Here is a 13094-nt window from a genome sequence, read left to right on the forward strand (position 1 = left end):
TCTCTTTAATATCGTGATAGGGTTCATTTCTGAAAAACTACTTATCCCTATTCTAGATTTTTTCTACGGTTTAGTACCTAGTTATGGTTTAGCGATTGTTGCATTAACAGTTGTAATTAGGATCGCACTTTTCCCTTTAAGCGCTGGTTCCATTAGAAGTGCAAGAAGGATGAAGATTGCCCAACCAGTAATGCAAAAAAAGCAAGCAGAAATAAAATCTAAGTTTTCAGGTGATCCAAAGAAACAGCAAGAAGAATTAGGAAAACTAATGAATGAGTTTGGCAGTCCCCTCGCCGGTTGCCTTCCATTGATTGTGCAAATGCCTGTTCTATTTGCATTGTTTGCGACCTTAAGAGGCTCACCATTTGCTGATGTTCCTTACAACATAAATCTTAAGGTTGTTCCACAGGATCAAATTGCAGCGATAGATCCAAAACCTTATAAATCACCAAGACACTCTATATTCATCACAGAAAAATCACATTTTCCTGTGATAGCTACAATTCCTAATGGAACAAAATTAGGAACAGAAGAATCAATCAAAATAAATTTGCAAACAACAAATGGCAATAGCTATGCGGAAGTTTTATCTAAATACGATAATGGTTCGAAATTTCTCCCTACTTGGAAGGTATCAAAAGGATCTGAAAATCTAAAAGTTTCCCAAGACGGTACTGTAACTGCAATTAAACCAGGTGATGCAACAATTGAAGCAAAAATACCTGGTCTAGCCGCCAAAAGTGGTTTTCTTTTTATTAAAGCTCTTGGTCAAGTTGGTTTTTATGTAGATGGGGCTATTAATTGGGATATTGCGACACTAGTTGGGGCCTTTGGATTAACCCTACTTCTTTCCCAAATTTTGTCTAGTCAGGGGATGCCTGCGAATCCACAGCAATCAACAGCTAACAAAATTACACCAGTAATGATTACTGGTATGTTTCTGTTTTTCCCTCTACCAGCGGGAGTTTTACTATATATGGTTGTTGCAAATATTTTCCAGGCATTTCAGACTTTTCTTCTTAACAAAGAAGCCCTTCCTGAGAATCTACAGAAAATTTTGGATCAACAATTATTGGCCAAAGATCAAGTAATAACGACTTCTGCTTCAACTATCTCTGACAAAAGATTACCTTTTGAACCTAACAGTAAGAAATAGTCTTAATCTTAAATAATGAATTCTTGGTGTAGAAATTTAGAATTACTTATAAAATCAAGAACTTCATTAATTTGGATAAGGACTAAAGAAGAGGAAAGATTAGAAAAATTAGTTAATTTCTCTTGTGAAAGTTTAAGTATAAAAAGATTCGTTTGCTGGGATTGTGTTAGCGGTATTAAAGGATTAATAAATGAAGAAGGTAAATTTTCTAACAATCCTTTAGGAGTGCTTAATTGGCTTAAGGCACAAAGTTCTGAAGTTTCAACAGTTTTATTAGTAAAAGATTTTCATAAATTTTATGATGATCCATCTATTAATAGAACTATTAAAGAACTATCTTCAGCGCTTAAGGAAACCAGTCATAATTTAATTATTAGTTCTCATCTATTTCCATCATCAGAGGAGCTGGATGAATTAATGACAATTTTAAACTTACCTTTACCTGATCAAAAAGAATTGAAAAATCTAATAAAAAGAATTGCTATTAATACCAATTCAAATCTTGAGGAACAAGACTTAAACCAACTTTCTATAGCTTCAAGTGGATTAACTGAAATAAAGGTAAAGCAAGTCACTGCAAAGGCTCTTGCTCAAAGAGGAAAAATAAGTAAAGAAGATATTAAAGATATTCTTGAAGAAAAAAAACAAGTTATAGCAAGAAGTGAAATTTTAGAATTCTTCGAAGCCAAATCAAGTCAAGATGATATTGGTGGTTTAAATGTTTTAAAAGTTTGGCTTAATCAAAGATATAGGGCCTTTTCTAAAGAAGCTAGAGACTATGGACTACCTATTCCAAAGGGAGTCTTACTTTTAGGAGCGCAAGGAACAGGGAAATCACTTACTGCAAAATCAATTTCCAAGAGTTGGTCGATGCCACTTCTTAGATTAGATGTGGGGAGACTATTTTCTAGCCTTGTTGGTTCAAGCGAGGCAAGAACAAGAGAAACAATATCGAGAGCTGAGGCCATGGCACCTTGTATCCTTTGGATCGATGAAATTGATAAAGGCTTTGGTGGCGATGCTAGAAGTGATGGAGGGACAAGTCAAAGAGTTTTAGCAAGTTTGCTAACTTGGATGGCTGAAAAAGAATCCGCCGTATTTGTAATTGCCACCGCTAATGCTATAGATAAGCTTCCTGCTGAATTATTAAGGAAAGGTAGATTTGATGAGATATTTTTTCTTGACTTACCAAATTCTGAAGAAAGATTAAGTATTCTGGATTTGCATTTAAAAAAAAGAAGACCAACTTACAGTTTCCCTCTTTCTACTATTATTGATAGAACAGATGGATTCTCAGGAGCAGAACTTGAACAAGCAGTAATAGAGGGTATGCATATTTCATTCTCTGAAAATAGAGAGCTTATGGAGAAAGATTTAATAAAGGCCGTTTCTGAATTAGTGCCTCTATCCAGAACAGCTAAAGAGCAAATTGATTTACTAAAAGAATGGTCATCTACAGGACGTGCTCGTTCTGCATCGTAATTAAAGTTCTATTCATTAAAAATGTTTTAAAAGTTAGGAATCATTAATTTAGTTAATTTTTCATCAAAAATCCCAAAAAATGAATTGAGATTAACTATCTTAATTAAGGCATTACAAAAAAAGAGTGTTAGATCAAAAATTAATAAGAGAAAATCCAACATCTGTTGAAGAGAATTTATCCTTAAGAGGAAAAGTTTATAAAATATCCCACATACACGAATTAACTGTTAAAAAAAAAGAAATTGATATAGAAATATCCAGTCTCCAATCCGAAAGTAAAAAATTAAGCAAATCAATCGGTCAAGTAATTGGGAAATCGCAAAATAATAATTCACAAGAACTAAATGAATTAAAGAAAATGGGCAACGAATACAGAATTAAAATTTCTGAACTTGAAGAGAAAAAAAGATTATTAGATAAACAAGTAGACGATGAGATTTATAATTTGCCAAATTTTCCTAGCAAAGATGCACCTATTGGAAATGATGAAAGTGATAATGTACAAATAAAAACTTGGGGGGACCCTTTTAGAAAAGAGAATATTAAATCACACTGGGAAATAGGAGAAAGTCTTAATATTTTTAACTTTGTAAAATCAACAAAAATTTCAAAAAGTCGTTTTATTACTCTTATAGGTGATGGTGCCAAATTAGAGAGGGCATTGATTAATTTTATGCTCGATATGCATACTAAAAATGGTTATTTAGAGTTAATGCCCCCAGCTTTAGTAAATTCAGAAAGTCTTAGGGGATCTGGACAATTACCTAAATTTTCAAATGAAAGTTTTAAGTGTACTAATGACGATTTATGGCTTTCTCCAACAGCTGAAGTTCCACTAACTGCTTTTCATAGGAACGAGATTATTGATCCTCAGCAGTTACCTATTAAGTATGTTGCATATAGTCCATGTTTTAGGAGAGAAGCTGGAAGTTATGGTAGGGATACTAAAGGTTTAATAAGACTTCATCAATTTAATAAGGTTGAGCTCTATTGGTTTTGTGATCCAAGTCAATCTTTAGAAGCTCATAAAAAGATTACTTCTGATGCAGAAAGCATTTTAAAAAAGCTCAACTTACCTTATAGATTAGTAGATATTTGTACTGGAGATTTAGGCTTTTCCTCCAGTAGAACATTTGATCTTGAAGTCTGGCTTCCTAGTAGTAAATGTTATAGAGAAATTTCAAGTTGCAGTAATTGCCTTGACTTTCAGGCGCGTAGATCATCAATAAGATCAAAAATTGATAAAAAAAATACATATTTACATACCTTAAATGGCAGTGGGCTTGCTGTTGGAAGAACAATGGCCGCTATTCTTGAGAATGGTCAACAAACAGATGGCAGAGTTAAGATTCCAGATGCTCTGGTTCCATATTTTGGATCAAATTTTTTAAAAACTGCTTAATATAAAAGAATGAATGTCTTAACCTCAATAACAGTACTTGGATTCCTCATATTTTTTCATGAGATGGGGCATTTTCTTGCAGCAATTTTACAAGGTATTTATGTTGATGGATTCTCGATTGGCTTTGGACCCTCAATTATTCAAAAAAAAATTAGAGACATCACTTATTCATTCAGAGCCTTTCCCCTTGGAGGCTTTGTATCCTTTCCTGATGAAGAACTAAATAATATTGACCCTAAAGATCCAAATCTTTTGAGAAATAGGCCCATAATCCAAAGAGTTATTGTAATCTCCGCTGGAGTATTCGCTAACTTAATACTTGCTTACACAATCTTAATTATAAATGTAACTACTGTTGGTATTCCATTTGATCCAGAACCGGGTATTTTAGTTTTGGCGACTCAACCTGAGAAAGCTGCCTCTATTGCTGGCTTAGAACCTGGAGATAAAATATTAGAAATTGAAACTAGTACTTTAGGAATTGGTGATCAAGCTGTTTCCACTTTAGTAAAAGAGATTCAAAATTCATCAGATGAACCAATTGCAATAAAAATTGAAAGAGATGGGATTTTAAAAGATTTAACTTTGATACCAAAAAATATTGATGGGAAAGGAACAATAGGTGCTCAATTGCAGCCGAATATAAGGAAAGAAACTAAAAAGACAAAAAATATTTTCGAACTTTTTAAATACACTAATAATGAATTTTCATCACTTTTGATAAAAACAATTCAAGGTTATAAAGGTTTAATAACAAATTTCTCCTCAACAGCTCAACAATTAAGTGGGCCGGTAAAAATCGTTGAAATCGGCGCACAATTATCTCAACAAGGTGGAACAGGCATATTATTATTTGCGGCTTTAATTTCTATTAATTTAGCAGTACTTAATTCATTACCTTTACCATTGTTAGATGGAGGACAACTTGTTTTCACTTTAATTGAAGGTTTCAGGGGGAAACCTGTCCCAGTCAAGGTGCAAATGGTTGTTACTCAGTCCAGTTTTTTTCTTTTAGTTGGACTAAGCGTTCTGCTCATTATCAGAGATACTAGTCAACTATTAATCGTACAAAGATTATTAAACCAATAAATAAATTTTAAAAACTGTTCTCCAAGCTGTTAATATGTTATTTAGTTTAAAGATTATATTCAATGGCCAAAAAGTCCATGATTGCTAGAGAAGTTAAACGCAAAAAACTTGTGAAGAAATATGCTGCAAAAAGGAAATCATTATTAGATGAATTTAATGCCGCAAAAGATCCAATGGAAAGGTTAGAAATTCATAGAAAGATTCAAGGTCTGCCAAGAAACTCTGCACCAAATAGAGTAAGAAATAGGTGTTGGGCAACTGGTAAACCTAGAGGTGTATATAGAGATTTTGGTCTTTGCAGGAATCAGTTAAGACAAAGAGCTCATAACGGTGAACTTCCTGGAGTAGTTAAATCAAGTTGGTAGTATGAGTTTTTAACTTAATAAGTACTATATTTTCTCAAGAAAAAATAATAGTTTTAGAAATTAAGATTCATTTTTAGGAAATTTTTAAAAATTTTTACAGCTTATCTAAATAATTTACTCAATATGTCCCTATTAAATGTAAGAATAAATTATGTATAGATTTATAATTTAAAAAGTGGAAGGACAAAATAAGTCGATCACGTTTGACGGACGAGAGATACGACTAACTACAGGACTATATGCTCCTCAAGCAAATGGATCAGTAATGATTGAGTGTGGTGATACCTCACTATTAGTTACAGCAACAAAAACTGCCAAAAAAGAACCATCAGACTTTCTACCTCTGATATGCGACTATGAAGAAAAACTTTATGCTGCAGGGAGGATTCCAGGTGGTTTTATGCGGAGAGAGGGTCGCCCACCAGAAAGAGCCACTTTAATTGCAAGATTAATTGATAGGCCAATGAGGCCACTTTTTCCCACATGGATGAGTGATGAGATTCAAATAGTCGCATCATGCCTTTCTCTAGATGAAAGAGTTCCAGCAGATGTTTTAGCTGTTACGGGCGCTTCAATAGCAACATTAATAGGAGAAATACCATTTTATGGGCCAATGGCTGCGGTAAGAGTTGGCCTAATAGGGGATGATTTCATCTTAAATCCTAGCTATAGGGAGATTGAGAAAGGAGATTTAGACATTGTGGTTGCAGGATCACCAGACGGTATCGTCATGATTGAAGCCGGTGCAAATCAATTATCAGAGCAAGATACAATCGAAGCTATAGATTTTGGATATGAGGCTGTTACTGAACTTATTAAATCTCAAGAAGATTTACTAAAAGATTTAGGAATAAAACGAATCAAACCATCGGATCCTGAAGAGGATAAAACATTACCTTCTTATTTGGAAAAAAATTGCAGTAAAGCTATTGATTTGGTTCTTAAGAAATTTGATCAATCAAAAGATGAGAGAGATCTTGAACTCGAAAAAATTAAAACTGAAACTCAAAGCAAAATTGATTCTCTTAAAGATGACAATCAAGTAAAAGTTCTGACCTCAGAGAATGAAAAATTAATTCATTCTGACTTTAAAAAACTAACAAAAAAATTAATGAGGTCCCAAATCATTAATGATGGTAAAAGAGTTGATGGAAGAGAACTTGACGAAGTTAGAAAGATAACAGCCTCTGCGGGCATTCTTCCAAAAAGAGTTCATGGCTCTGCACTTTTTCAAAGAGGTCTAACTCAAGTCTTATCTACTACGACACTTGGCACACCAAGTGATGCTCAAGAAATGGATGACTTAAATCCAAGTACTGAAAAAACATATTTGCATCACTACAACTTTCCTCCATATTCAGTTGGTGAAACTAGGCCTATGAGAACTCCTGGAAGGAGAGAAATTGGTCATGGAGCACTTGCAGAAAGGGCAATAATCCCTGTTCTACCTGGCAAAGAGACATTCCCATATGTTTTAAGAGTTGTGAGTGAAGTTTTAAGTTCTAATGGTTCCACTTCAATGGGGTCTGTTTGTGGAAGCACCCTCTCATTATTAGATGCTGGCGTTCCTTTAAAAGCTCCTGTAAGTGGTACTGCTATGGGTTTAATCAAAGAAGGCAAAGAAGTTCGAATACTTACAGATATTCAGGGTATTGAGGATTTCCTTGGAGATATGGACTTTAAAGTTGCTGGTACTGATAAGGGTATAACTGCTTTGCAAATGGATATGAAAATTTCAGGTTTACCTGTCTCTATTATTTCTGATGCAATTAAAAAAGCTCGTCCTGCAAGATTACATATCTTAGAAAAGATGCAAGAGGCAATAGATAAACCTCAAGAATCTCTTTCTCCTCATGCTCCTCGACTCTTAAGCTTTAGAATTGATCCTGAGCTTATAGGAACAGTTATTGGACCTGGAGGAAGAACTATCAAAGGAATTACTGAAAGAACTAATACAAAAATAGATATAGAAGATGGAGGAATTGTAACTATTGCATCTCATGACGGAGCTGCCGCAGAAGAAGCTCAAAAAATAATAGAGGGATTAACAAGAAAGGTTCACGAAGGAGAGATTTTCACGGGTGTCGTGACAAGAATTATCCCAATAGGTGCATTTGTTGAAATCCTTCCTGGGAAAGAGGGGATGGTACACATTTCTCAATTATCTGAAGCAAGAGTTGAAAGAGTAGAAGATGTTGTAAGGCAAGGAGATGAAGTAACAGTAAGAGTTAGAGAGATTGATAGCAGAGGAAGAATAAACCTTACATTAAGGGGGGTTGCACAAAATGGAGGAATGTCTTACCCAGAACCAACTCCAACTCCAGTTGCTCCACTCAATTAGGCCTAAAAATCATATAAATCATATTTTTTGATCGTTTCTTTTACCTTCATGCAGATATCCTTGTGATTCAGATAGTTATTGGATGCAACAATAACACCTCTTTGCTCAAATTCTAATTTACAGTAAGAGAGTTCCTCATTTTTTAATGTTGAGATTTCCCCACCAGCTGTTTTTAAAATAGCCTCAGGAGCGGCAAAGTCCCAATCCTTCGGAGCACTTTTACCAGGAATACTTAATGATATGTAAATATCACTTTCTCCTCTTAAAATTGAAGCCACTTTGCATCCGATACTTCCCATAACTATTACATCTTTGAAATTAAGCTTTTCTATTAATTTGTTTAAAGTATTATTTCTGTGATTTTTGCTTGTCACTATTTTCATGTCCTTAATATGATTTTTACGAGACATTTTGGAATTTATCAATGAACCATTTTTCCTCTCGCACCATGATTTTTCTCCATTAGAAATCCATAACTCATCTCTTTCGGGAATAAGAACAAATCCTATAAAAGGTTTATTTTTATAATTTAAAGCCAAATGCATTGCATAATTTCCTGTACCTTGAATAAAGTCTTTAGTACCATCCAAAGGATCAAGAACCCAAATCCAATCAAAATTTTTATTAAATGAATCAAAGTTATTTTTTGCATTCTCTTCGCTTAAGATAGTCCAACAAATATCTTTATACTTTTGTTTAATCCTATTGATTATTAAGTCATTTACTTCTAAATCAGCTACTGTTACTGGGTCTTGGACACTTTGGCTTTTAATAATTTCACTTTTATTTTCGGAATCTTTAATCTTTTGGGAGTAAAACAATAATATTTCACAAGCCTCCCAACTTAAAACCCTCAAATCGTCGATAAGATTATGAATATCTACGCCATCAGGCAATTTAATCATTAAATGAAAAACAAATTTATATTATCTCATAGAGGTCAAGAACCTGAACCCAGTACTTTATATCTCGTTGGAACTCCAATTGGTAACCTAAATGATATTTCTTCAAGAGCATTAAATATTTTAAAAAACGTTTCTCTCATTGCTTGCGAGGATACAAGACAAACAAAAAAAATAATGAGTAAGTTTCAAATTTCTAATAATCTTATAAGTCTGAATAAGCATAATTCCTTAACAAAAACTCCTAAAATAATTGATTTTATAAAGTCAGGGAAATCGATAGCACTTGTAAGTGACGCAGGGATGCCGGGAATATGCGACCCTGGCGAAGATGTTGTGAAAGCAGTCAAATCAGAAGGTTTTGATGTTATTTGTATACCAGGAGCATGCGCCCCAATAACGGCACTTGTCTCAAGTGGGATGCCCTCATCAAGTTTTACATTTGAAGGTTTTCTACCTAAAAAGAAAATTGATAGAGAAAAAATTATTCAAGAAATTAGTAAAAGCGAAAAAACGACTATATTTTTTGAATCCCCTCACCGATTAAAGAAACTTTTAAAAGAATTACATGAATTTTGTGGGGAAGATAGAGAAATAATTGTAGCAAGAGAGCTAACAAAAAAATATGAAGAACATGTAGGTAACAATATAAAAGAGGTAATGAAATTCTTTGAAAAAAAGGAAATCTTAGGAGAAATTACCATAGTTTTAAAAGGTATTGATAAAAAAATAAATTTAGAATTTAATGAATCAGAACTAAAAAAGGAAATTAGCGAATTAATGAATGCAGGAATAAGTCTATCAGCAGCTTCAAAATACTTATCTAAGAAAAAAGGAATTAAAAAAAACCTACTTTATAATATGTACTAGAATTTGATATAGGATATATGCGAATTTATGTTTTTTAATTTTAGAAAGTTATTTTTTGTATTTTCTTTTAACACTTGTTTATTTTTACTACTAATAATAGGTATCCAAAATAGTGCAAAAAAAAGTCGAGTTAATTTATTATTGAACGAAACAATAATATTGCCAATAAGCTTCATCGTAGGATCAAGTTTTATTTGCGGATCACTACTTGGAAGTTTTTTAACACTAAATTTTGATAAAAAAAAGCAACAGCAATTTAAAGAGATATAAGTCTATCTTCATTAACAATTCTTGAAATACCGCGAGAAATCAATAATGGGGCAACAATCCTAAAAACATCAGTATTAGGAACTTTAATTACTTTTTGCTCCTTATTGCAAAATCTTTTCGCAAGCTTTAGATCTAAATACACTGCTATTGTTTTTCTATTTAAATCATCCTCAGGCAAGAATCTCCATTCAGGGTAATCTTTCAAAAGTTTTATTTCTAACTCAATTTTTTTATCAACAATCATATAAACTAATTTAGGAAATTCAACATCTGAAATTGGAATGGATGTTAAATCTTTTTGGGATTCCTCATTAATTTCGTAATTAAGTGGAGTAATTTCAAAAAATGTTGAGGACAAAGAAAAATTATCATCTTTTGTATTAAGGTCCAAATTATTAATATTTATTGAATCATATTTTAAATTTAGGTTGTTTTTCTTAGATTCTGACTTATTTTTTCCCTTTTCTTTAATAGATAAATCTTTAATTAAAGAATTATTTTTAATTGCTAATTCCTTATATTGTGAATCTCCAAGATGTTTCTTTAAATTTCTAATAATTGTTAGTTTAGTACATCCATAATTTTTAGACAAAATTTCTACACTTGAACCTTGAATAAAACTTTGTTTAATTTCCTGTATTTGCTTTTCAGAAAGTCTCTTTGCCAAATTTAATTAAATATCTTTTTACCATTCTATGAAATATTTCGAGCAAAAAAAAACAAATAAAAATACTTAGCAATAAAAATAAATTTTATAGCCATTTTGATTGTTTAGATTTTAATAGTCAGATATAATAAACAAATGCTTCCTTAGCTCAGCTGGATAGAGCAACTGCCTTCTAAGCAGTGGGCCGCAGGTTCGAATCCTGCAGGAAGCGTTTAAATAAAAAATTCCGAATTAAAGTCAATTTAACATTAACAAAATGATCCTAAACTTAACTCATAAGAATAATTTGAAATAAAAAAATTTTAATTTGAGATGAAATCCGAATGATAAATACTTTTAAAAAAATTAAAAATAAAGAAATTAAGCTTCAGGAAATATCTGAGAAAATCTTTTTATTAGGCTTATTCTTACTCCCCTCAACAATGTCATTAGGAATATTACTAATCCTAATTTCTTCAATCGCAACTTTATTTTTCAGGAAAGATAAACAGAACGAAAAAAACTATTCGATTCTTTTGATATGCATATCTTTTTTAATGGTTGCATCTTGCATTTTTCAAACTTTGAATCTTTCAAATCAGGAACTGTATGGATGGCAAATTTCACTAACCTGGTTAGGATTATTAAATTGGATTCCATTCTTTTTTTTATTTTGGAGTACTCAATCTTTTCTAAAAACAAATTCTCAAAGAATTAATGCTGCAAAATTTGTCATCTCAGGCAGCATTCCAATATTAGTAACTGGATTTGGGCAATATTTTCTAAACTGGCAAGGCCCATTTAAATTCTTATACGGAACCATAATATGGTATTTAAAACCTATTGAAAATCATTTAGGGCTTTCAGGTCTTTTTAGTAATCAGAATTATACTGGAACTTGGCTTTCAACAATATGGCCTTTAATACTTGGTCTTCTAATAATTAACTTAGAAAAGTTCTATAAAAAATCCATATTGATTTTTATGATTGGGAGCTTTACTTTTGCCATCATTTTAACTACTTCCAGGAATGCTATTTTAGGTATTATTATTTCCATACCAATAGTTTTGGGATTAAAAAGCTTATTTCTTATTTCAACAATATTATTATTTTTATTTTTGTTAAATTCGTCATTTTTACCAATACCTACTTTCTTATCTGAAAACTTAACAAGATTTCTACCAGAACAATTTATAGACAAATTTAATAAATTTGGTTTTAGTAATTTACTCGAGTACCGGAGGATAAATTTATGGAATAACACATTAAATTTATTACTTAAAAAACCGATATTTGGTTATGGTGCTGCCTTCTTTCCAATAATTTATGCCATTAAATTTAGTGATCCACTTTATACTGAACAACACACACATAATATTTTTCTTGAAATTGCCTCTAGTTATGGTTTATTGGTGTCAATATTGTTAATTTATCTTATTTTATCTATCTTCAAAAAAGCATATAAATCAATTAAACATAGAATTCCAAACAAAAAGGAACTGATATTTAGTAAAAGTTGGTTTGCCTCTTCGATCATTATTTTATTATCTCAAATGAATGATATTACTTATTACGATGGAAGAATAAGCGTAATATTATGGATATTAATAGCAGGGCTTAACAATATAGGCTCCGAAAACAATTCTGATGAATTTATAAATAATTCAATTAAGCATAAATATTAAATCTTTTGAGTAACATTTTTTTTCATTGATTACGCCTGTATTATCGATAAATTTTTCTAACTTTATTGAATAGTGATTTTCATTAAAAATATTTTTTATTTTAGTTTCACTTATTGTGGATGATGGATACCAAATCTCTCTATCAATATATTTTTTCAAATGTTTCCCATTACCATTCTCAGATAAAAAAGATTTTTGAGCAAAAGTAAAAGGATTTTTTGAGAAATTATTTCTCGTTAAAATTACATATGGAACTTTCTCAGATACAACTTGCATTATTGGATCATAAGGATTTTTCAGGTAATTAATTGCACAAGAAGTAAAAAAAATATCAATTTTATTACTTTTTAAAACACTTTTTAGTGATGAGGAGAACCTAATTTTCCTGGAAAAGCTCCATTTCCTAGACTCTTCAACCTGTGCTGGAGTTTCAATTACCCATGATTTATCATATATTTCATCCCCAAAAATAGACTCTAAGAACAAAATATTTTCTCCACATGCACCCCCAAAATCAACAAATGAAGGGATTATCGATTTATTTGAATTAACAAAAAGCTTTATGCAGCGTAGAAGTATATTTAAAGACGGTGGTATAAAAAAGTCTTGATTAACCTCTAGTAAGTTACTCATTTTTTCAAACCGATATTTACATAAAATTTCGGATTGATAACAAGATTTATTTTTTATTTCACAAAGTTTTTCTGCATAATCATAATTCTCCGTTACAAATAAATTTGAACTTACAACTCTTCTTTTTAGTTTTTCAAGTATTTTTAGCATTAAAAGGACTAACTAAATATAAATATATATCAATTTGGATGTAAATTTTCTATTTACATAGAATAAAAAAAATGATTCTTCTAATTAAATAGAATAACCTTTA

The 13094-nt window shown here is 31.6% G+C and carries 11 protein-coding genes and 1 tRNA gene; 9 read left to right on the top strand and 3 right to left on the bottom strand.

Translation table 11 applies throughout. From position 1 onward, the window contains the following. Positions 1-13: 13 nt before the first annotated feature. The 6 genes from yidC to HA146_RS06660 all read left to right on the top strand — a co-directional run bounded on the left by yidC (position 14) and on the right by HA146_RS06660 (position 7835). Positions 14-1156, top strand: a complete 1143-nt coding sequence (gene yidC / locus HA146_RS06635) for a membrane protein insertase YidC (protein WP_209108785.1) — start codon at positions 14-16, stop codon at positions 1154-1156. A 15-nt stretch (positions 1157-1171) separates the two neighbouring features. Beyond that, positions 1172-2638 carry an AAA family ATPase gene (locus tag HA146_RS06640; RefSeq protein ID WP_209108786.1) on the top strand — a complete coding sequence of 489 codons (1467 nt, stop codon included), beginning with the start codon at positions 1172-1174 and terminating at the stop codon, positions 2636-2638. A 124-nt stretch (positions 2639-2762) separates the two neighbouring features. Further along, positions 2763-4040, top strand: a complete 1278-nt coding sequence (gene serS, locus HA146_RS06645; RefSeq protein ID WP_209108787.1) for a serine--tRNA ligase — start codon at positions 2763-2765, stop codon at positions 4038-4040. Positions 4041-4049: 9 nt separating this feature from the next. Then, positions 4050-5129 (top strand): RIP metalloprotease RseP, encoded by a 1080-nt coding sequence (gene rseP / locus HA146_RS06650; RefSeq protein WP_209108788.1) that lies wholly within the window; start codon positions 4050-4052, stop codon positions 5127-5129. A 62-nt stretch (positions 5130-5191) separates the two neighbouring features. After that, positions 5192-5494 carry a 30S ribosomal protein S14 gene (gene rpsN, locus HA146_RS06655; protein WP_012008067.1) on the top strand — a complete coding sequence of 101 codons (303 nt, stop codon included), beginning with the start codon at positions 5192-5194 and terminating at the stop codon, positions 5492-5494. Positions 5495-5669: 175 nt separating this feature from the next. After that, complete coding sequence (locus HA146_RS06660) at positions 5670-7835, top strand: polyribonucleotide nucleotidyltransferase (protein WP_209108789.1); 2166 nt, start codon at positions 5670-5672, stop codon at positions 7833-7835. A gap of 2 nt (positions 7836-7837) precedes the next feature. On the opposite strand, the gene HA146_RS06665 is transcribed toward HA146_RS06660, so the two are convergent. Continuing rightward, the gene (locus HA146_RS06665; RefSeq protein ID WP_209108790.1) at positions 7838-8740 is read right to left on the bottom strand and encodes a 3'(2'),5'-bisphosphate nucleotidase CysQ; all 903 of its coding nucleotides are present in this window, start codon (positions 8738-8740) and stop codon (positions 7838-7840) included. A gap of 3 nt (positions 8741-8743) precedes the next feature. Here HA146_RS06665 and rsmI point away from each other — a divergent pair, with 3 nt between their 5' ends. Continuing rightward, the gene (rsmI, locus tag HA146_RS06670; RefSeq protein WP_209108791.1) at positions 8744-9607 is read left to right on the top strand and encodes a 16S rRNA (cytidine(1402)-2'-O)-methyltransferase; all 864 of its coding nucleotides are present in this window, start codon (positions 8744-8746) and stop codon (positions 9605-9607) included. Positions 9608-9863: 256 nt separating this feature from the next. Here the strand turns inward: rsmI and HA146_RS06675 are convergent, their stop codons facing one another. Beyond that, complete coding sequence (locus tag HA146_RS06675; protein WP_209108792.1) at positions 9864-10544, bottom strand: hypothetical protein; 681 nt, start codon at positions 10542-10544, stop codon at positions 9864-9866. Positions 10545-10681: 137 nt separating this feature from the next. Between HA146_RS06675 and HA146_RS06680 the strand changes: the two genes are divergently transcribed. After that, positions 10682-10755 (top strand) — tRNA-Arg (locus tag HA146_RS06680). 112 nt (positions 10756-10867) lie between these two features. Next, on the top strand, positions 10868-12208 hold the full coding sequence (locus tag HA146_RS06685; protein WP_209108793.1) for an O-antigen ligase family protein: 1341 nt from the start codon (positions 10868-10870) through the stop codon (positions 12206-12208). Here HA146_RS06685 and HA146_RS06690 read toward each other — a convergent pair. Beyond that, positions 12188-12991 carry a hypothetical protein gene (locus HA146_RS06690; RefSeq protein ID WP_209108794.1) on the bottom strand — a complete coding sequence of 268 codons (804 nt, stop codon included), beginning with the start codon at positions 12989-12991 and terminating at the stop codon, positions 12188-12190. The genes HA146_RS06685 and HA146_RS06690 overlap by 21 nt on opposite strands. Positions 12992-13094: the final 103 nt, after the last annotated feature.

Origin of the sequence: Prochlorococcus marinus CUG1416 (assembly GCF_017695965.1) — a bacterium.
Lineage (GTDB): Bacteria > Cyanobacteriota > Cyanobacteriia > PCC-6307 > Cyanobiaceae > Prochlorococcus_A.